At 36.8% G+C, this 25,334-nt stretch carries 23 protein-coding genes and 2 tRNA genes; 3 read left to right on the top strand and 22 right to left on the bottom strand.

Annotated features, from left to right (window positions below; genetic code table 11):
• Window positions 1-15: 15 nt before the first annotated feature.
• From hemD to hemA, 4 genes are read right to left on the bottom strand one after another with little or no spacing between them, the layout of a single operon-like run.
• Complete coding sequence (gene hemD / locus BG05_RS09620; protein WP_002129270.1) at window positions 16-768, bottom strand: uroporphyrinogen-III synthase; 753 nt, start codon at window positions 766-768, stop codon at window positions 16-18.
• A 2-nt stretch (window positions 769-770) separates the two neighbouring features.
• On the bottom strand, window positions 771-1,700 hold the full coding sequence (gene hemC, locus BG05_RS09615) for a hydroxymethylbilane synthase (protein WP_002034194.1): 930 nt from the start codon (window positions 1,698-1,700) through the stop codon (window positions 771-773).
• A gap of 15 nt (window positions 1,701-1,715) precedes the next feature.
• Complete coding sequence (locus tag BG05_RS09610; protein WP_002015354.1) at window positions 1,716-2,549, bottom strand: cytochrome c biogenesis protein; 834 nt, start codon at window positions 2,547-2,549, stop codon at window positions 1,716-1,718.
• Window positions 2,550-2,566: 17 nt separating this feature from the next.
• On the bottom strand, window positions 2,567-3,898 hold the full coding sequence (hemA, locus tag BG05_RS09605) for a glutamyl-tRNA reductase (protein WP_002129273.1): 1,332 nt from the start codon (window positions 3,896-3,898) through the stop codon (window positions 2,567-2,569).
• A 417-nt stretch (window positions 3,899-4,315) separates the two neighbouring features.
• Here hemA and BG05_RS09600 point away from each other — a divergent pair, with 417 nt between their 5' ends.
• Together BG05_RS09600 and BG05_RS09595 are read left to right on the top strand one after the other, a co-directional pair.
• Window positions 4,316-4,768: a MarR family winged helix-turn-helix transcriptional regulator gene (locus tag BG05_RS09600; RefSeq protein WP_002034199.1), complete on the top strand. Its 453-nt coding sequence runs from the start codon at window positions 4,316-4,318 to the stop codon at window positions 4,766-4,768.
• Between the two features lie 2 nt (window positions 4,769-4,770).
• Window positions 4,771-5,187 carry an organic hydroperoxide resistance protein gene (locus BG05_RS09595; protein WP_002015349.1) on the top strand — a complete coding sequence of 139 codons (417 nt, stop codon included), beginning with the start codon at window positions 4,771-4,773 and terminating at the stop codon, window positions 5,185-5,187.
• 35 nt (window positions 5,188-5,222) lie between these two features.
• On the opposite strand, the gene yihA is transcribed toward BG05_RS09595, so the two are convergent.
• From yihA to BG05_RS29415, 7 genes are all read right to left on the bottom strand, one after another.
• A complete protein-coding gene (yihA, locus tag BG05_RS09590; RefSeq protein ID WP_002088829.1) occupies window positions 5,223-5,819 on the bottom strand; it encodes a ribosome biogenesis GTP-binding protein YihA/YsxC in 597 nt (198 codons plus the stop codon).
• A complete protein-coding gene (lon, locus tag BG05_RS09585) occupies window positions 5,816-8,146 on the bottom strand; it encodes an endopeptidase La (protein WP_002034201.1) in 2,331 nt (776 codons plus the stop codon). Before lon ends, yihA begins: the two co-directional genes overlap by 4 nt.
• Window positions 8,147-8,331: 185 nt before the next feature.
• A complete protein-coding gene (gene lonB, locus BG05_RS09580) occupies window positions 8,332-10,002 on the bottom strand; it encodes an ATP-dependent protease LonB (RefSeq protein ID WP_002034202.1) in 1,671 nt (556 codons plus the stop codon).
• Between the two features lie 106 nt (window positions 10,003-10,108).
• Window positions 10,109-11,368 (bottom strand): ATP-dependent protease ATP-binding subunit ClpX, encoded by a 1,260-nt coding sequence (clpX, locus tag BG05_RS09575; RefSeq protein WP_000472285.1) that lies wholly within the window; start codon window positions 11,366-11,368, stop codon window positions 10,109-10,111.
• Between the two features lie 264 nt (window positions 11,369-11,632).
• Window positions 11,633-12,910, bottom strand: a complete 1,278-nt coding sequence (gene tig / locus BG05_RS09570; protein WP_002015345.1) for a trigger factor — start codon at window positions 12,908-12,910, stop codon at window positions 11,633-11,635.
• Window positions 12,911-13,220: 310 nt separating this feature from the next.
• The gene (locus BG05_RS09565; RefSeq protein ID WP_003191620.1) at window positions 13,221-14,219 is read right to left on the bottom strand and encodes a hypothetical protein; all 999 of its coding nucleotides are present in this window, start codon (window positions 14,217-14,219) and stop codon (window positions 13,221-13,223) included.
• 198 nt (window positions 14,220-14,417) lie between these two features.
• On the bottom strand, window positions 14,418-14,666 hold the full coding sequence (locus BG05_RS29415; protein ID WP_001983650.1) for a hypothetical protein: 249 nt from the start codon (window positions 14,664-14,666) through the stop codon (window positions 14,418-14,420).
• A 315-nt stretch (window positions 14,667-14,981) separates the two neighbouring features.
• On the opposite strand from BG05_RS29415, the gene BG05_RS09560 reads away from it, so the two are divergent.
• Window positions 14,982-15,596, top strand: a complete 615-nt coding sequence (locus BG05_RS09560; RefSeq protein ID WP_000473869.1) for a PH domain-containing protein — start codon at window positions 14,982-14,984, stop codon at window positions 15,594-15,596.
• A 51-nt stretch (window positions 15,597-15,647) separates the two neighbouring features.
• Here the strand turns inward: BG05_RS09560 and BG05_RS09555 are convergent.
• The 11 genes from BG05_RS09555 to BG05_RS09505 form a co-directional block, all read right to left on the bottom strand.
• Window positions 15,648-15,721, bottom strand: a tRNA-Arg gene (locus BG05_RS09555).
• Window position 15,722: 1 nt separating this feature from the next.
• A tRNA-Gly gene (locus tag BG05_RS09550) sits at window positions 15,723-15,796 on the bottom strand.
• 108 nt (window positions 15,797-15,904) lie between these two features.
• Window positions 15,905-16,408, bottom strand: a complete 504-nt coding sequence (locus tag BG05_RS09545; RefSeq protein WP_002129278.1) for a metallophosphoesterase — start codon at window positions 16,406-16,408, stop codon at window positions 15,905-15,907.
• Between the two features lie 13 nt (window positions 16,409-16,421).
• Window positions 16,422-17,030, bottom strand: a complete 609-nt coding sequence (locus BG05_RS09540) for an XTP/dITP diphosphatase (RefSeq protein WP_002143277.1) — start codon at window positions 17,028-17,030, stop codon at window positions 16,422-16,424.
• Between the two features lie 11 nt (window positions 17,031-17,041).
• Window positions 17,042-17,779, bottom strand: a complete 738-nt coding sequence (gene rph / locus BG05_RS09535) for a ribonuclease PH (RefSeq protein WP_002015340.1) — start codon at window positions 17,777-17,779, stop codon at window positions 17,042-17,044.
• Between the two features lie 131 nt (window positions 17,780-17,910).
• Window positions 17,911-18,960, bottom strand: a complete 1,050-nt coding sequence (locus BG05_RS09530) for a GerMN domain-containing protein (RefSeq protein ID WP_002129281.1) — start codon at window positions 18,958-18,960, stop codon at window positions 17,911-17,913.
• Window positions 18,961-19,090: 130 nt separating this feature from the next.
• Window positions 19,091-19,903 carry a glutamate racemase gene (racE, locus tag BG05_RS09525; protein ID WP_002015338.1) on the bottom strand — a complete coding sequence of 271 codons (813 nt, stop codon included), beginning with the start codon at window positions 19,901-19,903 and terminating at the stop codon, window positions 19,091-19,093.
• Between the two features lie 360 nt (window positions 19,904-20,263).
• On the bottom strand, window positions 20,264-22,009 hold the full coding sequence (locus BG05_RS09520; protein ID WP_003191610.1) for an MFS transporter: 1,746 nt from the start codon (window positions 22,007-22,009) through the stop codon (window positions 20,264-20,266).
• 107 nt (window positions 22,010-22,116) lie between these two features.
• Window positions 22,117-22,341, bottom strand: coding sequence for a spore germination transcription factor GerE (gene gerE, locus BG05_RS09515; RefSeq protein ID WP_000659484.1), 225 nt, complete (start codon window positions 22,339-22,341; stop codon window positions 22,117-22,119).
• Between the two features lie 165 nt (window positions 22,342-22,506).
• Window positions 22,507-23,802: a purine/pyrimidine permease gene (locus tag BG05_RS09510; protein ID WP_002129288.1), complete on the bottom strand. Its 1,296-nt coding sequence runs from the start codon at window positions 23,800-23,802 to the stop codon at window positions 22,507-22,509.
• Between the two features lie 112 nt (window positions 23,803-23,914).
• Window positions 23,915-25,156, bottom strand: a complete 1,242-nt coding sequence (locus BG05_RS09505; protein ID WP_002129289.1) for an amidohydrolase family protein — start codon at window positions 25,154-25,156, stop codon at window positions 23,915-23,917.
• Window positions 25,157-25,334 lie beyond the last annotated feature (178 nt).

Genomic DNA, 25,334 nt, shown 5'->3' with positions numbered 1-25,334 from the left:
TCTATCCCCATTCTTTTATTTTATAGATTCACAAATGCATTGCAGTAATGCTTCTACAGTGTACTCTTTTGGCACAATAACATGTGAAAAATAGAGGTTCGCCTCTTTTTCCGTAATAGGCCCTATACAAGCAATTGTACATTTTTTCGTCCATTCTCTCCAGTTTGTACCCTCAAGTAAACGAACAAAACTATCAACAGTTGAAGGGCTCGTAAATGTAATAATATTTACTTCCCCTAATTTCAATGCTGTTATAAGTTCTTGTTTTTTCTCTACATTCACCTTCGTACCATATACAATTAACTCATCTAGAAAAACACCAAACTCCCTAAGTTTAACCGGGATTACATCTCTTGCTAAATTCCCTTTCGGAAATAAAATACGCTCGTTTCCACTTAACTCTTTTAGAAACTCTTCGGCAAATGTTTCTGCAACAAACGAGGTCGGAACAAAATGAACTTGATAGCCCCTTTTTTCTAACTCTAATTTTGTTTTCACGCCTACCGCAGCGATTTTAATAGTTAATGGTATTTTTGTTTCTAAACCATCTAGAAAAAAAGCTACACCATTTTTACTCGTGAAAATAACCCAGTCATACGAATGTAGCTGCCCTGCTATGTGTTGAATTTGCCTATGAGACGTACCTTCCATACGCAAAAGCGGAATTTCCAATGGAATTCCGCTCCTTTCTTTCACTGCTACACTCATTTGTTTCGCTTGGTGCTGGGCACGTGTAATCAATACTGTTTTGCCAGCGAGAGCGTTCATATTTATTGTTGCTCCTTATTTGCAGCAAGGATGAGCTCTTTTGCTCCTTGTTTAATTAAACGGTCCGCAGCCTCTAATCCAACTTGCTTCGGATCATTACCTACTACTATCTCTTTCAATAAAACAGAACCGTCCATAGAACCGACAAGCGCTGTTAATTCGATTGCATCATTTTCTTTAAGAGTTGCATATCCAGCGATTGGAACTTGGCATCCACCTTCAAGTTTATGAAGAAATACTCGTTCAGCAGCCACTGTTCTTTCTGTTACTGCATCATTAATATGCGCTAACAACTGAAGTAAATCCGTATCATCCTCACGACATTCAATCGCTAATGCACCTTGTCCTACGGCTGGTACACATAACGTTTCATCTAAATGTTCTGTAATAACTTCTCCGTCCCAGCCCATTCTCTGTAATCCAGCTGTCGCTAAAATAATTGCATCGTAATCTTCATCTTTTAACTTACGTAAGCGTGTATCGATATTCCCGCGAATCCATTTCACTTGTAAATCTGGTCTCGCAGCTAGTAGTTGTGCACTACGTCTCAAACTACTCGTTCCTAAGATCGCGCCTTCTGCTAAGTCTTTAAACGATTCTCCGTTTTTAGAAATAAAAGCATCACGAGGGTCAACGCGCTTTGGCGTACAACCAATCGTTAATCCATCTGGAAGTACAGCTGGCATATCTTTCATACTATGTACAGCCATATCAATTTCTTTCGTAAGTAACGCATGTTCAATTTCCTTTACAAATAAACCTTTTCCGCCTACTTTTGAAAGAGTAACATCTAAAATAACATCACCTTTTGTGACGATTTCTTTCACTTCAAATTCATATGGTAACCCAAGCGCTTTTAATTGATCAATAAACCAATTAGTTTGTGTTAATGCTAGTTTACTCTTTCGTGAACCTACAATAATTTTGCGCATAATTCTCTCTCCTCATTATAAATACCAAAAGTGGAAATTAGATAAACTGCTTAATAGAAAAATGTTAACTAGCATTACGAGAAATGCCCCGATATTCCACTGCACAATTTTCTTACCTTGCAACACATCTGCTGCTCGTAAATATAAGCCCACGCAATATACAAATAGAACGACAAAAGACCCAATTACTTTCGTATCATACCAATGGAAATTATCCAATTTTGTATATCCCCATATGCATCCTAATATAATTGCTAATAAGAAAAACGGAACAGAAAATAAATTTAATCCGTAAGACATAGATTCAAGCTTCGGCAAATTTCCTAATCTTCTTAATCTCGCATTCCACTTTTTCTTTTTTAATAGTCGGTATTGCAATAAATACATAATAGAAAAAATAAACGATACAGTAAACGTTGCATAAGAAATAATCGCCATACCGACATGCACGTATACAAGTTCTGAAACTAATTGCTCTGCAAGTACTGGCGACATCTTCCCGAGCGGTGTAAAAATAGAAAAAGCGCTTACGCCAAATGCTACAACATTTGTAAAAAAGACTAAAAAGTCAATACGCATAAATCGATTAATGACTAATGACATCGTAATCAATAACCAAACATAAAAATAAATCCCTGATAATAAAGTTAAAATAGGATTCGTTTCTGAATCTGTAGCCCTAAGCAACATAAAGATAGACTGCAGAACCCATACAATCGAAAGTAACCAAAAAGCAAAGCGGTTCGCCTTTCGGTTACTTTGGAAATAATCTATAAAATATAAACTAATGCTACAAGCATATAAAATAATTGCAATATGATAAATAATACTGTTATTTAAAAAACTCATCCGATCATCCTTCCAAGTTATAAAGATGGAACGGATGGTGTCCACGCTCTTTTATGTTCTACTTCTTCCGTATTTCCCGCTTCTTCCACTTCTAAATCAAAAATCTTCGCAAATAAAGCTAATTTTTCGCCAGCTCCCTCTTCAACAGCTAATTCTTTAGCTACTAAAATTGGGTCTTTTAACAATTGGTTAATAATACTTTTCGTATGTTTACTAATTACTTTTTTCTCACGATCACTAAGGTTTGGTATTTTTCGCTCAAGACTTTCCATCGTATCACTTTGAATTGCTAGCGCTTTATCACGAAGAGCTGATATTAACGGTACAACACCTAGCGTACTTAACCACGTTTTAAATAAAACCATTTCTTCTTCAATCATAAATTGAATTTTCTCTGCTTCTTTTAAACGTTCAGCACGGTTTGCTTCAACTACACCTTGCAGATCGTCGATATCATATAAGAAAGAGCCTTCTAATTCATCAATCGCTGGATCAATATCACGTGGTACTGCAATATCAACCATAAATAACGGACGACCAGAGCGCATTCTCTCTACTTTTGTCATCATTTCTTTCGTAATGACATATTCTGATGCACCCGTTGAACTAATTAAAATATCCGCTTCTAATAATGCACATTGCAATTCACTTAAAGGCTTTGCATGTCCCATATATTTCTCAGCCATCACTTCCGCTTTCGTAAGCGTCCTATTCATAACCGTTACTTTACGAGCTCCACTTCCGTATAAGTTTTGCAGTGCAAGTTCACCCATCTTACCCGCACCAAGAATAAGTACATGACAATCTGTTAAATCGCCAAATATTTTCTTTCCGAGCTCAACAGCAGCATAACTAACAGACATCGCACTTTCACCAATCGTTGTTTCTGAGTGCGCACGTTTTGCTAACGTAACCACTTGCTTAAACAACTCATTAAAAATTGTACCTGTCGCTTTTACTTGTTGTGCTTCTAAAAAGCTATCTTTTATTTGACCTAAAATTTGCGTCTCTCCAACAACCATAGAATCCAAACCGCACGTTACGCGGAATAAATGATCTATTGCGCCATCTTGTTCAAAAATAGACAAGTATGGTGCGATTTCTTCTATTTCAAGCTGAAACCAATCAGCTAAAAACTTCTTAATGTAATACCGTCCCGTGTGTAATTGATCGACAACAGCGTAAATCTCAGTGCGATTACAAGTTGATACAATGACATTTTCTAGCACGCTCTTTTGGTTTTGTAATGTAGTCATTGCTTGCTCTAGCTCTGCTGCCTGAAATGTGAGTTTCTCACGAAATTCTACAGGGGCTGTTCGATAATTTACACTAACAACAAGAATATGCACGCAGCATGTCCCCCTTCACCCGTTTTATCACTTTATCTACTATCATAATACAACTTTCCTCTTATGAATCTGACAATCGTGTGAACAACTGATTATTTTTTATTTATTCTCCATATGTAATAAAGGAGCTTCAGTAAGATTAATAAAGAACTTTCTACTTTATAATAATTATAAAATAACAACTCTATTTGTACGTTACCAAAAAAAGTCCTCATAATCAAGTGATGGAAACTATTCCATATTAATTATAACATCATCTTTTCTATCTTCTTTCATCATGAAGGAAAATATGTATGATTGTTCCAAAATATAGTACTCACTTTCTCGATGCAATGCATTTGACATTGTATTTCTTTTTCGTTATATTGGTTTCACAAAATTAAATTGCGCACAATTTAAAAATACAAGGAGTTGCCTATGAAAGAAAATCCTTTGCATCTAGATAACCAACTTTGTTTTTCTATTTACGCTTGTTCTAGAGAGGTTACCCGTTTTTACCGCCCCTATTTAGAAGAAATGGGCATTACGTATCCCCAGTACATTACTTTACTCGTACTCTGGGAACAAGACGGACTAACAGTAAAAGAAATTGGAGAACGTCTATTTTTAGATTCTGGTACTTTAACACCTATGTTAAAACGTATGGAATCATTAAAACTTGTACAACGTGTTCGTTCAAAAGAAGACGAGCGAAAAGTTTGTATTGAATTAACAAAACAAGGTAAAGATTTAAAAGAAATAGCTTGTTCATTACCAACAACGATGGCTACAAATTTAGGCATTACAGAGCAAGAATATCATTCTTTATTAATCCAATTAAACACGTTAATTGAAACAATGAAAAAAATTAATGACAGAAAAGGGGAATAAACATGGATAAATTATATACTGCTTCAGTAACAGCAACAGGTGGAAGAAACGGTAAGGTAGTTTCAGATGATGGCATATTAAATCTTGATGTAAAAATGCCAAAAGCACTAGGTGGCGCAGGCGGAGAAGCAACAAATCCAGAACAATTATTTGCAGCTGGTTATGCAGCTTGCTTTGATAGTGCATTACAACTTGTAATTCGTACAAAACGTATGAAGGTGGAAAGTACAGAAGTGACTGCACACGTTTCTATCGGTAAAGATACAGATGGTGGTTTCGGACTATCTGCTGTACTTGACGTACATGTTGCTGGTGTTTCTCATGCCGAAGCACAAGAACTTGTAGAAGCCGCTCACGGTGTATGTCCTTACTCTAAAGCAACAAGAGGAAATATTGAAGTTACATTAAACGTACGCTAAAAGTTTAGTAAATAAAAAAAAACGCGCGACATTCGTCACGCGTTTTTTGTTTTTGTCATTTTATGAATTGCTTTCCATGCTTCTTCTTTTCCAAGTCCTGTTTCAGAAGAGAATAGAACGATTTCATCGCCAATTTCAACAGCAAGCGTTTCTTTTACAACTTTTAAATGCTTTTGCCATTTCCCTTTCGGAATTTTATCGGCTTTCGTTGCAATAATAATTGTTGGGATTTCATAATGCTTTAAGAAATCATACATCATAATGTCATCTTTTGTTGGTTGGTGACGTAAATCAACTACTAATACAGCTGCGTCTAATTGCGTACGTGTTGTAAAGTAAGTTTCAATCATTCTGCCCCATGCCGCGCGCTCTGTTTTAGATACTTTCGCATATCCATAACCTGGAACGTCAACAAAATGCATCATTTCATTGATTAAGAAAAAGTTCAGCGTTTGCGTTTTTCCTGGTTTAGAAGAAATACGTACTAACTTTTTACGATTTAAAATTTTATTAATAAAGGAAGACTTCCCGACATTAGAACGACCTGCTAAGGCAATTTCTGGTAAATCACTGTCTGGATATTGTTCCGGTTTAACGGCACTAATTACAATATCTGCTTTTGTTACTTTCATTGTTTCACTCCTACTAATGCGTGCTCCAATACTTCGTCTAAATGAGATGCAAGCACAAACGTAAGGTTTTCTTTTACGCTCTCTGGAATATCATCTAAATCTTTCTCATTTTCCGCCGGTAAAATAATTTTTGTTAATCCCGCGCGGTGAGCACTTAATGTTTTTTCTTTCAAACCACCAATCGGTAATACACGACCACGAAGTGTAATTTCACCTGTCATACCAACTTCTTTACTTACAGGAATACCTGTTAGTGCAGAAATAAGTGCCGTTGCCATCGTAATACCTGCTGATGGTCCATCTTTTGGAACTGCTCCTTCTGGAACATGAATATGAATATCGTTTTTCTCATGGAAATCCGGATCAATATGAAGTTCTTCTGCACGAGAACGAATATAGCTAAACGCGGCTTGTGCGGATTCTTTCATAACATCCCCAAGTTTCCCTGTTAAAATTAATTTCCCTTTTCCTGGCGCTACAGACACTTCAATTGCAAGTGTATCGCCGCCCGCTGCTGTGTAAGCTAAACCTGTTGCCATACCAACTTGGTCTGTTTTTTCAGCTTGACCATAACGGAATATATGCTTACCAAGTAAATCAACAATATTTTTCTCTGTTACAACAATGCGCTTGCGTTCTGCTGTAACGATAATTTTTGCTGCTTTACGGCAAACTTTTGCAATTTGACGCTCTAACGTACGAACACCAGCCTCGCGTGTATAATAACGAATAATTTCAAGAAGCGCTTCATCACGTACTTGCAAATTACCTTTTCGCAAACCGTGCTCTTTTAATTGTTTCGGCAATAAATGCTCACGAGCAATGTGCACCTTTTCAAGTTCTGTATAACCAGCAATTGAAATGATTTCCATACGGTCAAGCAATGGGCCCGGAACACTTGCAAGTGTATTAGCAGTTGCAACGAACATAACTTTCGATAAATCATATGGCTCTTCAATGTAATGATCACTGAAGTTATGGTTTTGTTCTGGATCTAACACTTCAAGTAACGCCGCTGATGGGTCTCCCCTGAAATCGTTAGACATTTTATCAATCTCATCTAATAAGAAGACTGGATTAACTGTTTTCGCCTTCTTCATACCTTGAATAATACGTCCTGGCATCGCTCCTACATATGTACGACGGTGACCACGAATTTCAGATTCATCACGCACACCACCAAGAGAAACACGTACAAAATTACGGTTTAACGATGTTGCGATAGAACGAGCTAACGAAGTTTTCCCAACCCCAGGAGGTCCTACTAGACAAAGAATTGGCCCTTTTAATGAATTCGTTAACTTCTGTACAGCTAAATATTCAAGTACTCGCTCTTTCACTTTTTCAAGACCGTAATGATCTTTATTTAAAATTTCTTCCGAATGAGTGAGGTCAATCATATCCTCTGTTGCTGTTGTCCATGGGAGAGCTAATAACCAATCAATATAATTATGAATGACACCACTCTCAGCAGAACTTACAGGTAATTTTTCATAACGATCTAATTCTTTCAGTGCAGCCTTCATTGTTTCTTCAGGCATTCCCGACTGTTCAATTTTCTCACGAAGTTCTTCAACTTCCCCGCCCTTGCCTTCTTTATCACCAAGTTCAGTTTGAATTGCCTTCATTTGCTCACGTAAGAAATATTCTTTTTGCGTGCGCTCCATTGAACGTTTCACTTTTTGTCCAATTTTCTTTTCTAGGCTAAGTAACTCTTGTTCATCTTGAATAATTGAAATAAGTGTATGTAGTCGTTCTTTCACAGATACAATCTCTAAAATCTCTTGTTTCTGCTTCGTTTTAATCGGTAAGTGAGAAGCAATTAAATCAGCTAGTCTTCCCGGTTCTTCTACATCAGCTACCGTTGCAAATGTTTCATTTGAAACTTTTTTCGAAACTTTAATATATTGTTCGAAATGCTCCAGTAACGTACGCATAAGAGCCTTCTCTTCTAAATCATCTTCTACTTCTTCCGTTACCGTTTTAATAGAAACTTGCACTATATTTTCTTCTTCGATAAACTCTACTACTTCTGCTCTATGTAAACCTTCTACAAGGACACGAAGCGTACCGTTCGGCAATTTTAACATTTGCTTCACTTTCGCCACTGTACCTACACTATATATGTCATCTTCTTTCGGATCGTCGATATTCATTTCTTTTTGCATTGCTAAAAAGATGATATTTTCATCCATTGCCGCCTGCTCTAGTGCTTGTATCGATTTATCACGTCCTACATCAAGATGCAGAACCATCGTTGGATATACGAGAATGCCTCTTAATGGTAGGAGGGGCACAATTCTTTCATTCGTATTCATACTAGACATAGCACCTCCATAATAAATTAAACTCCTGTTCAACTATTTTATATTACAATACATCTAGATGCAATTGCAGAGATTCTTCGCAATTGTTAATCCCCTGTTTTTTTGTGCCTCACGAAAAGAAAAAAGACTCCGCTTAAGCATACAAACTTAAACGAAGTCTGGCAAATTTTTATTATTGTATATTCTCACATTGATTGTGCATCTGTTTCGTCCAAATCATTATGTGCATCAAGCTCACGATGCATATTTTCCTGCATAAATGTTAATTCAAATACTTCTTTTAATTTGCGAACAGGAATGATCTCAATTCCCTTTATTGTATACAAAAATGGTTGCATGTTTTCAGCCGGAATGATGACTTTCTTAGCTCCCGCTTTTTTCGCAGCTTTTATTTTTGCGTACACACCACCAATAGGCTTCACTTCTCCGTGGATACTTATCTCACCTGTCATCGCTACTTCATTATTCACATACGTACGATGCACTGCTGAATAGACACCTGTTGCCATAGCAATACCTGCTGAAGGACCATCAATCGGGATACCACCAGGAAAATTAATATGTATATCATACCCTTCTGGCAACACATCTAGAGAACGAAGTACTGTTAACACATTATCAACAGAACCTTTCGCCATACTTTTACGGCGGATTGATTTCGTTTGATTTCCAATACTTTCCTCTTCTACAATTCCAGTGACATTTACTGATCCTTTATCTTTCGCAGGAATAGCTGTTACCTCAATTTCTAATAACGCACCTGTATTCGGCCCATATACAGCAAGCCCGTTCACAAGACCGATTCTCGGAATTGGATAAATACGTTTTTCGTACTTTGGTGTAAGCTGACTAGAATGAACAACCCATTCAATATCTTCATCTTTAATGAAAGGTCGTTCTTCATTTATCGCCATACCAGCAGAAATTTGCACGAGATTAATTGCTTCTCGCCCATTTCTTGCATACATTCCAATCATTTCGATACCGTTCTCACCTACTTGCATCTCCACTTTGTCAGCTGCATTTTTCGCTACTTTTTGAATTTCTTCTGTATCTAACTCACGGAAGAACACTTCTAAACAACGCGACCTAATTGCAGGAGGAATTTCCTCTGGTGAACGTGTCGTTGCACCAACTAAGCGAAAATCTGCAGGTAAACCTTTTTGAAAAATATCATGTATATACGTTGGAATCATCGAATTTTCTTCACTATAATACGCACTTTCCAAAAACACTTTCCGATCTTCTAACACTTTTAGCATTTTATTCATTTGAATTGGATGTAATTCACCAATCTCATCAATGAACAAAATACCACCATGCGCATCTGTTACAGCCCCTTTTTTCGGTTGCGGGATACCCGCTTGTCCCATTGCACCTGCTCCTTGATAAATCGGATCATGCACTGAACCAATTAATGGATCCGCAATACCACGCTCATCAAACCTAGCTGTCGTCGCATCAAGTTCGATAAATGTTGCATTTGTACGAAATGGAGATTTCGGATTTCGTTTCGCTTCTTCTAATACAAGGCGTGCTGCCGCTGTCTTTCCGACACCTGGCGGACCGTATATGATCACATGTTGCGGATTAGGACCACAAAGAGCCGCTTTTAACGACTTAATCCCGTCTTCTTGCCCTACAATGTCTATAAAGGATGTAGGACGTACCTTTTCCGCAAGCGGCTCTGTTAAAGAAACCTCACGCATTTTACGAAGCTGCTCTAATTCTTTTTTCGATTCTCGATCAATTGAAACTTTTTGTGTTCGCTGATTTCGAAGTAAATGCCAAAAATACAATCCGACAATTACGCCAAAAACAAGTTGAACAAGTAAAAATATATTTGTCCAGCTCATAATTCATTTCCTCCCGCTATGTTTTACCTTTTAGTATTTCCTGGGAGGAATAGTGCTAAACATAAAGAAAAACAGCAATTATAAAAATTGCTGTTTCTTCTTCGCATTATGCAGATGTTTTTGTATCAAGTACAGTACCGTCTTGTAACACCAATTTCGGCGGTTCATTATCAGCTACTGTTTCTTTCGTAAGAATACACTTCTCGATATCTTTGCGAGATGGAAGTTCGAACATTACATCAAGCATCAAGCCTTCAATAATAGAACGAAGTCCACGAGCACCTGTTTTACGTTCAATTGCTTTTTTCGCAATCTCAACTAGTGCACCTTCTTCAAACTCTAACTCAACATCGTCAAGCTCCAATAATTTTTGGAATTGCTTAACAAGTGCATTTTTCGGTTTAGTTAAAATATCTACAAGAGCATCTTCATCAAGCGGCTCTAGGTTCGCAATAACTGGAAGACGACCGATAAACTCCGGAATTAAACCGAATCTTAAAAGATCCTCTGGTAAAACGTGAGATAAAACATGCTTCTCATTTACATCAGCATTTTTCTTCTCAGCACCAAATCCAATTACTTTCTCACCAAGGCGACGTTTAATAATAGGCTCGATGCCATCAAACGCTCCACCACAAATGAATAGGATGTTCGTTGTATCAATTTGAATAAACTCTTGATGCGGGTGCTTACGACCACCTTGAGGTGGAACGCTCGCTACAGTACCTTCTAAAATTTTCAGAAGTGCCTGCTGTACACCTTCACCAGATACATCACGTGTAATTGATGGATTTTCGGACTTACGTGCCACTTTATCAATCTCATCAATATAAATAATTCCTTTTTCCGCTTTTTCTACATCGTAATCAGCCGCTTGAATTAGTTTTAGTAAGATGTTTTCTACATCTTCCCCAACGTATCCAGCTTCTGTTAAAGATGTTGCGTCCGCGATTGCAAATGGAACATTTAAAATACGCGCTAATGTTTGTGCCAATAATGTTTTACCACTACCAGTTGGCCCAATAAGTGAAATATTACTCTTCGCTAATTCTACATCATCAATTTTGCTGTTAGAATTAATGCGTTTGTAATGGTTATATACCGCTACCGCTAGTGCTTTTTTCGCGTTATCTTGTCCGATGACATACTCATCTAAGATTTCACGAATTTCTACCGGTTTCGGTACATCTTTGAATTCTACTTCTTCGTCCTTCGCAAGCTCCTCTTGTACAATTTCAGTACAAAGCTCGATACACTCGTCACAAATGTAAACACCTGGACCTGCAACTAACTTTCGAACTTGCGTTTGTGTTTTACCACAGAAAGAACATTTTAATTGACCTTTTTCATCATTAAATTTAAACATATTTTCACACCCCTTACAAAGTGCTAACCTCTTGCCTTCGTATGTACACGATAAATGTATCGTATGTAAATACATATTATGTCACTACGTAGCGAGAAATACAAATAATATGACTAGTTATGTACAAATAAAAAAATTTTAAAACTTTTGAAATATGTATATTCGACTTACAAAGGCACTTTTCCTTCTTCATCGAAAAGTTTTATAAATATATTTCTATATTTATAAAACAAGGCACGATTAAAATCGCGCCTTGTTATTTTATTATGCAGCGTTGTCTACTAAGAAGTCTACAGCTTTACGCACTTTAAGATCTTCAGATAAAGCGTCTACGCTTCCAAGAGCTTGCTTGATAGCGTCTACTGGCATACCGTACATTTCAGCCATTTTTTCAACTTCTGCAGTTACTTCTTCTTCAGTAACTTCGATGTTTTCAGCTTCAATGATAGCTTCAAGAACAAGATTGATTCTTACACGTTTTTGTGCATCCTCTTTCATTTGCTCTTTTAATTTGTCAGCGTCAGTACCTGTGAATTGGTAGTAAAGCTCAAGGTTCATACCTTGTTGGCTTAAACGTTGCTCGAATTCACGAACCATACGATCTAACTCAGTGTCGATCATAGCTTCTGGAATGTCGATTTCAGCGTTAGCAGCAGCTAATTCTACTACTTCGTCACGTACTTTGTGCTCAGCTTCGTGCTTTTTGCCTTCTTCTAAGTTTGTACGAAGTTTTGTTTTTAATTCATCAAGAGTTGCAACTTCTTCGTCAGCATCTTTAGCGAACTCGTCGTTTAACTCAGGAAGTTCTTTTGTTTTGATTTCGTGAATTGTTACTTTGAATGTTGCTGGTTTACCAGCTAATTCAGCAGCATGGTACTCTTCTGGGAATGATACTTCAACTTCTTTAGAATCACCAGATTTAAGACCAATTACTTGCTCTTCGAAACCTGGGATGAAAGTACCAGAACCGATTGCAAGAGAATAGTTTTCGCCTTTTCCGCCTTCAAATGCTTCGCCATCAACGAAACCTTCGAAGTCGATTACAGCTGTATCACCATCTGCAGCAGTTCCGTCTTCTTTAACAACTAGTTCAGCTTGACGCTCTTGTAAAGCTTTTACTTCGTTCTCTACATCCTCGTCAGTTACAGTTGTTTCAACTTTTTCTACTGCTAAACCTTTGTAATCACCTAATTTAACTTCAGGTTTTACAGTAACTTTTGCAGTGAAAATTAAGTTTTGGCCTTTTTCGAATTTCTCGATGTCAATCTCAGGATGAGCAACTGGGAAGATACCAGCTTCATCGATTGCTTCACCGTATGCTTTTGGTAAGATGATATCTAAAGCATCTTGGTATAAAGATTCAATACCAAAGCGTTGTTCGAATAATGGACGAGGCATTTTCCCTTTACGGAAACCTGGTACATTAATTGTTTTTACTACTTTTTTGAATGCAGCGTCGATAGAGTTATTTACTTCTTTAGCATCAACTTCGATTGTTAAAACGCCAACGTTACCTTCTAATTTTTCCCATTTTGTAGACATTTATTCTTTCCCTCCAACTATAATAATGTATGCACATACCTCTATAGATCAAAATTTTTATTATCTCTTTCTTGAAATAACAAATGTACAAATAACCCTCTAGCAAAAAGCTTTCAGATACAATGTTCCAATCTACTAATTGTCTAAAAGACAACTACGGTATATTTTGTTCGAGACTAATATGAAACATATTAAGTAAGAGAATTATACTCCTCTTCTCTTACAAACAGGCAGATTTCTGCCTTTTGCAACCCTTACATTATAACATAGAATGTGCTCGTTTCAATAACTGAACGATTCTTTTTCATAATTATACGGGCAAATACCCTTCTCTTTCAATGCGCAGTAACCATTGATAGGCAATATGAAATTCCTCAAACTCAATATTGTACGCTGTCATAAGTTCTTCTTCATCAATAGCCAATCCGAAACGCTTTCTTCCAATTCTCTCTAAGACAGCAGCCCAAATTTCTACTTTATCCATTAATAGAGGGAACGGAAAAATGCTAATTTGTAATTCTTTCCAGTATGTAACCATCGTACTAAATATATCTGGATAATTTTGCTCTAATCGGTTTGAGAATTTATGTATAATTTTATCGGATTGCTCCTCATTATGACCTGTAAATGCTGGAATCACCTTTATCGTATTTCCAAACTTCTCTACTTCTATCTCTTCTTCTATTTGATTTTCTACCATTTTATACAAAATAGAAGTTTTTAAATAAGGGTGCTGATCTTCGTCTATTAAAAATTTCTTTAAAGTAGGAAGTGCGAGATCCAGGTCTTTTAACGAAAGTTTCTGGATCACTCTTAGCTTTTGACCAACGTTTTCTCCAAAAAGCCCATCGGTAAATTCTTCTAATTCAAAATTCGAATCCACTAGCGGTGTATCTTCTTCATTCAGCATCCCTTGCGCAAACAAAGCAAGCTGCGCCAATTTTTCCTTTTGCTCAGGAATTATATCTTTCGTTTGCAAAACTTCCTCAACAGTTTCAATGACACCTTCATAATCATTTGTTTGAACTAAAATAGTTACATACGTTTCAAGAATATCACCAAATAATACAGCTCCTGTTTCAAGCAACTGCTCACATTTTTCTTTCGCTTCTTCCATACGTTTTAATTCTAGCAAACAAATAACGGAAGCTAATTCTGTTTGTTCCGTTTCTGCATTATACTGACGTAATATTTCAAAGCAGCGCAATGCATCTTCGAATTCCCGCTCTTTCAACGCTAAAAAACCTTTATCAATATAGCGTTCTGATAGTTGCGGAAACAATACGACCGTATTTTCTTTTTTATCCATACGTCCGCCTCTTTTTCTAGATTTTAATGATCTTCAAAGTAAATATATCAAATGCGTAATGAGAACACAACATTCCAAAATTATTTATTTGAAATATAGGAATATTCTATTTTCATAACAAAAAAGCAACAAACTTCTAAATGAAATTCATTTTTCACAAACAAAAACCCTCAGCAACAGACGGCAGAGGGTTCATCATTAATGGAAAGCTTTTATAATTGTGGGGTATATAACAAGGGTAATAATTTGGAGAACAATAATTGCCATAACAATCATGCTAAAATAGAAGATTGGTTTACTTCGCTTCATTAAAAACATAATAATAAGCATCGTACAAGCAAACAAACTTAAAAAGAACAAACTCGTTGTCGAACTAAGTATACCACTTGGGACAAAGAACAATAAAACTACACTACAAGTACCTATAATTCCAAATAACCATTCCATTCATTCACTCATTCCCTTTCCCTCTCATGGCAGTTTTTTCTACGCTACTAAATGTTTTACAACATCAATTACATATGTTAACTTTTCATACGCCACAAACCCAAAAGCTACTGTTAAACCCGTTACGATTAATCCTTTCATCATCTCTTCCTCCTCATTTATCGTTGTTATCTTCATTATATAAGATTAGTAATTTGTTACCATCGAACTTCCTTACACTTACCTTACAGAGTTGTAAGATTTCAAAAATAAGTTTAAAATCATGTTAATGTATTTTTGTACAATTAAGAATTTAATTTACAAGGGGGATTATATATGTTCAAAAAAATGGCAGCTGACGTTTTAGGATTAAGCGATGTAGGTTCCGTTATCACACCAAAAGATTACGATAAGGTCGATGCTGATGATTACGTAATGCATGAAGATGGGGAGAAAATTTACTTTCTTATTAAATCAAAATCGGATGAATATTGCTTTACAAACAAAGGATTAATTCACTTAGATGGTACAAGTGCCACAAGCAAAAAACGTACATTACGCCGCTTTAGCTATAGTAAATATCAAATTAAAAACGTAGCACTTGAAACTGCAGGAACGATTGATTTAGATGTAGAAATTAAATTTCAAATGGGAGATGAGCATTACTCAATTGATGTTCATAAAAAACATATTGAAGAATTAAAAGATTTATATAAGGCTCTTCTTAAAATCGAAGAAATTTCATACGACAACGACATTACATTGCAGTATGCACATAAAAGTTTAGATATGGCATCTAACGCTTTCAGCCGTATTTCAAATGCACAAGTAAATTTAGCAGAACAGTTTAAAGAGATGAACGAGATCGCCTTTAACTGGCTCGTTGATACGAAAAAGCAATATAACGTGAAAGATTACGGTTTTGTCTTTGAAAAATTTATTAATAACTAATTTAAAACAAACAAAAAACCTTGTTATCAAAAGATAACAAGGTTTTTTTAGCGTCCCAGGAGAGATTCGAACTCCCGACCGTACGCTTAGAAGGCGTATGCTCTATCCGGCTGAGCTACTGGGACATGGAGCGGGTGAAGAGAATCGAACTCTCGACCAGAGCTTGGAAGGCTCTTGTTTTACCACTAAACTACACCCGCATATGTTATTTTATTTTTCTTCGTTAGCGCCGTTGCCCTATCGACAATATTTATTATATTCATAACTACTTATAAAGTCAACACTTTTTTAAAAGAGGATAATTTTTCTTATCCTCTTTTAAAAATTGCTTGTTCCACCAGCTGTCCATCTAATGTTTCAAAACGAACTTCTATATGATTTTCATCCATTTCTAATAAAGCGAATGTCTTTTCCACACGAGAGCGCGGGAGCAAAATACTTCCTGGATTAATAAATAAAATCCCATCAAGTAATTCTGCCCCTAATACATGAGAATGTCCAAAGCACGCTACTTGTGCTCCTACTTCTTCTGCATGATACGCTAACGTTTGTAACGTCATTTTCACATCATGACGATGACCGTGTACAACTAAGAAACGAATTCCATCTACATCAGTTACAATTTCATCTTGAAAGTTAGCATAATCACAATTCCCTTTTACAACTTGGAAACCTTGTAGCTCTTCGTGAGCAGGCGTTAGCTCTGAATCACCACAATGAATCATGACATCTACTTTCCCTTCATATTTCTCTTTTAACTGCTGTAATTCCTTCACAGAGCTATGACTATCGCTTACGATTAAAGCTTTCATCAATCTCTCTCCCTTATTCTTCTAAAAACCATTCCGGGATTTTCTCTTCTAATTTACGAAGAGCGCGTCCGCGGTGGCTAATGGCATTTTTCTCATCTGAGCTTAGTTCCGCCATTGCCTTTTTATATTCTTCTACATAAAAAATCGGATCGTATCCAAAACCATTTTCCCCGCGGCGCTGTTCTAAGATTTTCCCTTCACACGTTCCGTTTACAATAACCGGCTCTTTATCTGCCTCAGGGAAAGCAACCGCTAGTGCACAGTAAAAACGAGCTGTACGTTTTTCTAAATCGATGTCAGTTAACTCTTGCAACACTTTATCGATATTCGCTTGGTCATCTTTCGGCTCTCCAGCAAAACGAGCTGAATATACACCTGGTTTCCCGTTTAAGGCATCTACAATAAGACCTGAGTCATCCGCAATTACGATGGAATTCAACTGTCTACTAAGACTGTCCGCTTTCAAAATTGCGTTTTCTTCAAATGTTTCACCAGTTTCTTCGACTTCTTCAATATGAGGAAAATCGTGTAAAGATTTCACTTCTAAGTCAAATCTCTCAAATAACTCAGCAAACTCACGTACTTTCCCAAGATTTTTCGTCGCTACAACAACTTGCTTCATATTTTCCACCTCTACTCTATATGAGATACGATGTCACCTAACGCTTCTTTTTGCTTTTCAACAAGTTGGAAAATCCCTTGTTCAGCAGCATCAAGTAATTCATTTAATTCAGCTCTGCTAAACGTCGCTTCTTCTCCAGTTCCTTGCACTTCAACAAACTGACCTTTTCCAGTCATAATAACGTTCATATCAACGTCTGCTTTAGAATCTTCAGCATAATTTAAATCTAAAACAACACCTTGTTCTTCAACAACACCTACTGACGTTGCCGCTAAATAATCTTTCACCGGAATTTTAGATACTTTTTCTGCTTGCAATAATTTTTCAAAAGCTAATACCATCGCTACATAAGCACCTGTAATAGAAGCTGTTCTCGTTCCGCCATCCGCTTGAATTACATCACAGTCAATCCAAACCGTTCTTTCGCCAAGCGCTTCTAAATCAACAACCGCACGTAATGCTCGTCCAATTAAACGCTGGATTTCCATTGTACGCCCTGTTACTTTCCCTTTACTTGACTCCCTGATTGTACGTTGCTCTGTCGCACGTGGAATCATTGAGTATTCTGCTGTTACCCAGCCTTTTCCTTCTCCGCGCATAAACGGCGGTACACGCTCTTCAATTGTCGCTGAACAAATTACCTTTGTATCCCCAACTTCAATTAGTACTGATCCCTCTGGATGTTTTAAATAATTTGTATGAATATGTATATGGCGTAGCTCTGCTTTTCCTCTACCATCTACTCGCATAAAAATAACCCCCTCATAAATACTCTCATTAGTATAGCCAAATTTAAATGTACGATATGTATAACAATAAAAGAAGGGGAACTCAAAAAGCAATTCCCCTTTCTTACATAAGTATATCAAATTATTCGCGATTAAAAACTACCTGTATTCACGTTTTGTGGACGATCAACAGGTTTTATTAACTTTTCACCTTTCTCATCCATAAGATTTGCTTTCCCATTCACTTCAATAGAAACATTTTTCACACCTTGTTTTTCCGTTAAAGATAAGACTAACGATTTCAACACATAATTTGAAATCATGTTTTTGTCTGGGTTCACAAATATATTTTCATTAAAGTTTAATGTAATATTTCCGTTCTCCACTTTTGGATTCGTAATAAGCTTAGCTCCTGGATTAAAATCATTTAGTAGCGACCCTTGAATCGGACCTTTTACAAGCTCATCCACAATTGCCGAGTAATCATTTTCTTTTCCTTCTGCAACGCGCCTTGTTACCGGTACGTAATATTGCTGCTTATTATTATTTTGCGCCATAAAGTAAAGTGTAACCGGTTTTGTATGCGTCACATCTGCTACTTGTTCATCATCAAAGTTAATTCCATTCGCACGACTTACACCTTCACCTAGCGGTGTACCCGCAACAGGCATCTTCACTAACTTTTCACCATTTATTTGGAACTGCACTTGTTTTATTTCTGTAAATTGAGTCAAAGTCCACGCTACTGATTCAACAATTTGACGTTCTTCTTCTTTTGAATAATTTTTCATTTCTTTAGAGAAATCAATTACTGCTGTCCCGCCTTTTTTCAAATTCAAGGTCATCGTCGTATTCGCTGGAAGGACTGCTCGAAATCCATTTGGCAATAAATTTGTAACTGGTCCATCTTTCACAAGATACTCTAACGTTTGCTGTACAACTTCATTCGCTTTCGGAGTAGGCATTGCAATAGTTTGCGGTACGACATATCCATTTTTATCAACGAGGTATAACTCTCTATTTACTGTTTGCCCTTGTTTATCTTTTTTAGCAGTTTCTTTCTTTTCACCTTCTGTATACGTAACTTTTTTTGGCGGATCAATTTGTTCTGTCGCTTTCTCTTGATTTAACAAGCCACACCCTGATAATAAAATCGCACTCACAGTAGCACCAACAACCCATTTAAAAGTGGATTTAGGCATGCCATTCCCCCCTAAAATCTAAGTTTGTACTATTATGTATACGAGCTGTTTCATGTTTTAGAACAAGCTATGGCTACTTATACAGAAAAAACCCCTGATTTCTCAGGAGTTCTCTTATATGAATCTACTATTATTCTGTTTCTAAATTGATATGCTTCACATTTTCAATCGGCTGACCGAACCACTTTGATGCAATTTCTTTAAACAGGCCTATTTTACCAGTCGTTAAGAAGAGATGATCACTTTGTTCTTCTCCCTCATTTAGCATCTTACTATGGTATAAAATCGTGCTTACCTCACGCGCTGTTTCATCACCCGAACTAATTAATTGTACTTGATCCCCCATTACCTTTTTAATAACAGGACCTAAAATCGGATAATGTGTACATCCTAGAATAAGCGTATCAATGTCAGTACTTTTCAACGGTTGCAATGTTTCTCTTACAACTTCATACGCCATTTCACTTTCGAAATTCCCACTCTCTACAAGCTCAACGAAAGGTGGGCACGCTAAACTTTCTACCATAACACGGTTATTAATAGACTTTAGCGCCTCTTCATAGGCGCCACTTTTTACTGTTCCAATCGTTCCAATAATCCCAACATGATACGTATTTGTCACTTTTAAAGCTGTACGTGATCCTGGATGAATAACTCCAACTACTGGAATTGGTAATTGTTTCTGCATTTCTTCTAATACAACCGCAGTTGCTGTATTACACGCAATAACTAACATTTTGATATTTAAATCTAATAAATGCTCCGTCATTTCCCACGTAAATTGACGCACTTCTTCACGAGAACGCGGACCATAAGGGCAACGTGCTGTATCCCCTAAATATATAATACGCTCTTTCGGCAACTGACGAATTAATTCCTTCGCTACTGTTAAACCGCCCACTCCTGAATCAATAACACCGATCGCTCTATTCAACTTAATCACCCGTTTTCTCATTCATCATCTTTTATGTTTATCAGTATATTTTACACACTTTAAGTTCGCTAACTTAAAGTGCCCCTGTATAAAAATTTTCATTTGTACCTATATAGATCAGGACCTTTTTTATTTTGCTCCTTTTTTTCATAATTTGCAAGACAGAAAAATAACCGACCTTCTATATGAAAGTCGGTTTCTTCTATATAAATTGCGTATTTACCCCGCTATTTGCCAGGCAGTAAGACCCCCACCTCAAAATTCAGCGAAAGCAAAGAAGTTATATGGGGGATCGGGCTGCCCGTAAAAGTCCGATTGGTGTAGGCTAATAATTAGTGGGGGATGCCCCCCACTAATTAAAGTTTCACTTTATTGCTCCATCTTTTTTTGGAAAGAAGACATTCCTATTAATAAGAAGAAATGAGCAGAAATTAAAATGATGATTAAAATAAAATTCAAACGATAACTATTTGTAGCTTCCATAACTTTGCTCGCTACAGCTGGTCCAAATGCCATACCGAAAAAGTTAATTAAATTATATAAACCAAGACCGACTCCAACTTTAGCTGGATGTAATGTTTTCGGTATAAATGTGTTTAATGATACTTGAATAGCTGAATAACTCATAAATGTTAAAATAACCGCCACTAAAATAATGATTAAGTTCCCGTTCGGAATAAGCCCTAAAATTAAAAAGCCAACGATCATAATGACAGACGCTACATAAATCATATTCACATTTCCAAACGAAGGGACAATCTTCCCCGTAATAAAACTAGATACAATACCAAAGAGTGATGCAACAAACAATGCAATTCCGATAACGAATGGCGACAATCCGTGCACTCTTCCTAACAGTGATGGCAATAATAATAGACTAGCACATAACGCCACATTAATTATAAACCCGACCGCTATTAAACGAAGAAATGGTTTGTTCGAAAATAACTCAATATCAATAAATGGATGCTCCGCGTTCTTCATACGAACCGTGAATAAAAATAAGAAAGCTACCGATAACACAAATAGCCAACTATTAATATTGACACCTAATAAAACAGTCGTAATGAATGCAAATAATAACGCCGCTCCAATGTAATCAAAATGAAACGCTTCATCCGTATGCTGCGCTTCTTCTGGCATAAATTTTATAAGCAAGAAAATCCCAACTACTGAAATAACCATAAATAAAAATAAATATGGCCACCCTAATGTATTTGTAATAGCCCCGCCAACTAAAGGACCAATGCCTATTGCTAATGCAATAGAAGAACTAATCATCGCTAATGCACCAGGCTTCTTAGCGGGAGCAACTAATTTTGCCACTGCAATCATACTAAGCGCAATAAACGCCGCGCCCCCACTCGCCTGCACTAATCTTGCAAGAATGGTAATCGCATAAGATTGATTCATAAATCCAATAATAGAACCCGCTACAAATATGATAATTGAAATAATCAATAGTTTTTTTACGCTATAACGATCAGCCAACTTCCCATATATCATCGAACCAATACCGACAACTAAGGAATAACCTACTACAACATGCGGCGTGAAATTAGGTGCTACATAAAATAAAGCCCCTTCTTCTTTCAACTTACTTTCTAGCAAAAACGGAACTCGATTTTCTAAATGTACAGCTTTTTCTTCATCGTTTGTATAACCTGTTATACGCTTACCGGCAACAAAAAACGAGCCATCTTTATTTTTCACACCAACTAAAGAACTTACCCCGTGACAAACAGCCGCTACGATCCGGTTATTATTGTACATATTCTCAATTAAATTTGCTACATATGGATTACCTGGAAAATCTACAATCGCCCCGTGCCCACCACAAAATAATACCGCATCATACTCTGAAGAGTGAACAGTTGAAATCGCCCTCGTATTTTGCAATAAAGAAGCGACATGCTTAAATTCACGAGGTATGCCATTCGGAATAGACACTCTATCAATTGGTACTCTCCCGCCTTTTATCGACACAATATCAACATCGAACTTAGCTTTTTTAAATAAATGATAAGGAGCTGCGAGCTCTTCCAGCCACAAACCAGTCGGGTGTCCATTCAAATCATGAGCGCTTGTTGAAACTAATAATACCCTTTTCAACATATCCCCTCCTTACTACCTATTTATGTATGAAACATTCTTATCATTCATATGGAGCATGAAACAAACAGAAAAATAGCCGACCTTTTGTATAAAAGTCGGCTGCTTTCTTATAGTTCGAGCTCTCCCATACGAAGAAGCTCAACAACTGCTTGTGAACGTCCTTTAACCCCTAGCTTTTGCATTGCGTTTGAGATGTGATTACGTACTGTTTTTTCACTTATAAACAGTTCACCTGCAATTTCCTTCGTCGTTTTATCTTGAACCAGTAATTCAAATACTTCTCTTTCTCTCTTTGTGAGTAACGGTTTAGATTGATACGCTTTTTCCTTCAACTGGTATAACCCTCCTTGCTTAAGCCAGAGCTGTATATGTGTAAGTTGGGTGTTTATTTAGTCAAGATATTGTATGAACGAAATGTGCAGGTGGTGAATGAAAATGGGCTTTATTTCTTATGTTATTTTAGACTTTTATACAGTGCGTACACTCTTTTTATCCACTTACTTTTCAGTACGCCATATTTGTTCTAGTAATATGCTGACAACTGTACCTACGAACAAACCATTTCCGAATATATATTGCATCACAGACGGCAAGGATTGGAGTGCTCCAGACGGTAAAAACATAACACCACTTCCAAATAATATAGCAACTCCTAAAATCGTTACATTCCTTTCGCTCATTGGCACTTGTTTTATATTATTAAATCCAATTCCAATTAACTGTACGAACGAAGCCATTAAAACGGCTGATGCGACAGCGGATGGTAAAGACGCTAAGTAACGAATGATACTTGGAAAAAGAGACATTACGACTAGTAACGCACATGCCATTAAGAACGATCGTATATATTTTTGTTTTGTTAAGCGTATAAACCCTGCCGTTGCTGGTAACGGAACGACACCTACAGTTGAAAATACAGAGGAAATGATATGTGAAATCCCTCCAACCCACGTTCCATCCTTCAACTTTTTTTGTTCAATAGTCGCTTTATGAATGGTAGCTTGATTAATTGCTATAATAGCTGCCACTGTATTTGAAACTAAAATACATACCATAACGAAACTTGATACAGCCATACCTGTATTCCATTTTGGAATTCCCCACGCGAATATATGTGGAAGTTGCACAAAATGAGTTACTTGAGATGGGATCGTCACTTTTCCTGCAATGAGAAAAATAATCCAGCCACTAATTAACCCTATTAAAACCGCATAACTTTTAACAAACCCTTTTCCGAAGTTGGAGAGTATGACTACGAATAAAAATATGCCAAAAGCAATTAATGCTGTAAATCCATCAATTTGAGAAACAGTAGCTGTAATTCCTAGCATTCCTTTTAAAAATACACCACTTAATTGTAAACATAATAAAAGTAAGAACGTCCCTGTCACGAGCGGCGTAAATAAAAATAAAATACGCCCGATAACTCCCGTTACTCCTAGCCCTATTAAAACAACTCCCGCAACCATCATTCCTAATTCTAAAATTTGCAATGTACTATGTAATTGATCCTGCCCTACAGTTGCATAAGCAAGCACGGTAAATACACCAACCCAAGATCCAGCTGGTCCATCCGCAATCGGAAGCTTATGTCCAAGCCATCCTTGTAAAAAAGAAGATATACCAACTACGAAAAACGTACGCTGCATTAAATAAAATACTTCTTCCGTCGTAAGATGAAATAATCCGCCAACGACAATTGGTAGCGCGATTGAGTTTGCTAATAAAAAAATAAACCATTGCAAAGTTCCCATAATATGATTTTGATTATGTTGATTGTCCAAACTTTTCATCCCTTCTTGCTTCCTTATAAGGAAGTATAGTACTTCCCTGTTTCTACTAAATAAAAAAGAAGGGTTCTATTTTCACAATTAGAACCCTTCTAAAAACATCTAAACGATTCCTCTATACAAGATTATCAGATTTCACTTGATCTAAATCCCCTATAACAACATTCCCTTTATACATAACTACACGCTTCTCTGTTTGACGAGCCACTGCTTCCGCGGCGCATGTTGCATTCGTTAAAACAAAACTTGCCTCATCCCCTACATTCGGCCACACTCGTTTTCCTTCATTATTTAACGTTTCTTTCCCTCCAGTAATAAAACGAAGAGCTTTCCCTAAAGACCTTTCATCACTCCAACCAAATCGTTCTGCCAATCGATTTGCCTTTTGAAGCATATCACCTGTGCCGAACGGAGACCAATGATCTGTAATACTATCATTTCCTAATGAAACTTTAACTCCTTTTCGATCTAATAATGGAATTGGGATTACTTGTTTACCGATTGGAACGGTTGAAGTGATATCAATCTTTAATGCTGCTAGTCTTTCTGCCACTTCTTCAGCTTCTTTATCAGTAACACCACCAAGTCCAAGCGCATGACTAATTGTTACACGACCTTGCCATCCTGCTTCTTCCGTTAGACTTGCTAATCTCTTCATTGTAAACGTTCCAAGATTATTCGCATCGTGCAAATGAATATCAACATCCGCATTAAATTCTACCGCAATGTCCATAATCGTATGTAATGATTTTTCAATATCATTATCTACTGTAGCTGGGTCCACTCCGCCAACTAATTGTGCGCCCATACGCATCGCATCTTTCACAAGTTGCATAGAATTACTTCGCAATAATCCATGTTGCGGAAATGCAACTATTCTACCAGACAACCGATCTTTATATGTTCCTAAAGCCGCTAACGTTGCCTCTAAATTACGAAGTCCAATAACCGGATCCACATTACAATGCGTTCTAATATTTGTTGCGCCATTTCGAAGCAATAACTCTAGCATATTTTCCGCCCTGTCTTGAGCAGTTGCTAATTGCTTTGGTAAAATCGTTTTTTCTTCATTAAAACGTGTAAAAATATTTTCTGCTGGCATACAAGCTTTCCAAGGCCCACTATAATATGTTTTATCAATATGAATATGCATCTCTTCAAAAGCTGGTAAAACTAATAAACGATTAGCATCAAAAGTTAACGTTCCTTCCTCTTGGGCGATTCCCGCTATAATTCTTTTAATTCGCCCATCTTCAATAAGAAGACTGCATATCTCAGTTTCCGTTTGTGAAATTTTCGCTTCTTCATATGTATAACCTGTTTCAAGCTTTACATTAGTCAACCAATATAATGTCATTACCATTTCCCCACCTTATATTAGAAAATACGTCACACCCTCATTTTCATTTTAATACCAACTGAAAATTAAGACAATTAATCCACTGTATTGTCCTTTCACAAAAAAATGTAATATAACCTAATGGTCTTCTCATAAATTTCCATATAGAATAAAAGTACACTGTATCACTCATACA

Source organism: Bacillus mycoides (assembly GCF_000832605.1).
Classification (GTDB): Bacteria; Bacillota; Bacilli; order Bacillales; family Bacillaceae_G; genus Bacillus_A; species Bacillus_A mycoides.
Note: the sequence above shows the minus strand (reverse complement) of the source record. Positions and strands in the feature narration are given on the sequence as shown.

Coding starts and splice junctions, on each gene's coding strand:
- BG05_RS09565 (WP_003191620.1), bottom strand. CDS start 14,219: ATGGATAAAAAAGAAAATACGGTCGTATTGTTTCCGCAACTATCAGAA.
- BG05_RS09560 (WP_000473869.1), top strand. CDS start 14,982: ATGTTCAAAAAAATGGCAGCTGACGTTTTAGGATTAAGCGATGTAGGT.
- yihA (WP_002088829.1), bottom strand. CDS start 5,819: ATGAAAGTAACAAAAGCAGATATTGTAATTAGTGCCGTTAAACCGGAA.
- BG05_RS29415 (WP_001983650.1), bottom strand. CDS start 14,666: ATGGAATGGTTATTTGGAATTATAGGTACTTGTAGTGTAGTTTTATTG.
- lonB (WP_002034202.1), bottom strand. CDS start 10,002: ATGAGCTGGACAAATATATTTTTACTTGTTCAACTTGTTTTTGGCGTA.
- BG05_RS09520 (WP_003191610.1), bottom strand. CDS start 22,009: ATGTTGAAAAGGGTATTATTAGTTTCAACAAGCGCTCATGATTTGAAT.
- BG05_RS09595 (WP_002015349.1), top strand. CDS start 4,771: ATGGATAAATTATATACTGCTTCAGTAACAGCAACAGGTGGAAGAAAC.
- hemD (WP_002129270.1), bottom strand. CDS start 768: ATGAACGCTCTCGCTGGCAAAACAGTATTGATTACACGTGCCCAGCAC.
- BG05_RS09540 (WP_002143277.1), bottom strand. CDS start 17,030: ATGAAGCAAGTTGTTGTAGCGACGAAAAATCTTGGGAAAGTACGTGAG.
- rph (WP_002015340.1), bottom strand. CDS start 17,779: ATGCGAGTAGATGGTAGAGGAAAAGCAGAGCTACGCCATATACATATT.
- BG05_RS09545 (WP_002129278.1), bottom strand. CDS start 16,408: ATGAAAGCTTTAATCGTAAGCGATAGTCATAGCTCTGTGAAGGAATTA.
- BG05_RS09505 (WP_002129289.1), bottom strand. CDS start 25,156: ATGACATTATATTGGTTGACTAATGTAAAGCTTGAAACAGGTTATACA.
- BG05_RS09610 (WP_002015354.1), bottom strand. CDS start 2,549: ATGAGTTTTTTAAATAACAGTATTATTTATCATATTGCAATTATTTTA.
- BG05_RS09600 (WP_002034199.1), top strand. CDS start 4,316: ATGAAAGAAAATCCTTTGCATCTAGATAACCAACTTTGTTTTTCTATT.
- lon (WP_002034201.1), bottom strand. CDS start 8,146: ATGTCTAGTATGAATACGAATGAAAGAATTGTGCCCCTCCTACCATTA.
- tig (WP_002015345.1), bottom strand. CDS start 12,910: ATGTCTACAAAATGGGAAAAATTAGAAGGTAACGTTGGCGTTTTAACA.
- BG05_RS09530 (WP_002129281.1), bottom strand. CDS start 18,960: ATGCCTAAATCCACTTTTAAATGGGTTGTTGGTGCTACTGTGAGTGCG.
- hemC (WP_002034194.1), bottom strand. CDS start 1,700: ATGCGCAAAATTATTGTAGGTTCACGAAAGAGTAAACTAGCATTAACA.
- BG05_RS09510 (WP_002129288.1), bottom strand. CDS start 23,802: ATGAAAAGTTTGGACAATCAACATAATCAAAATCATATTATGGGAACT.
- clpX (WP_000472285.1), bottom strand. CDS start 11,368: ATGTTTAAATTTAATGATGAAAAAGGTCAATTAAAATGTTCTTTCTGT.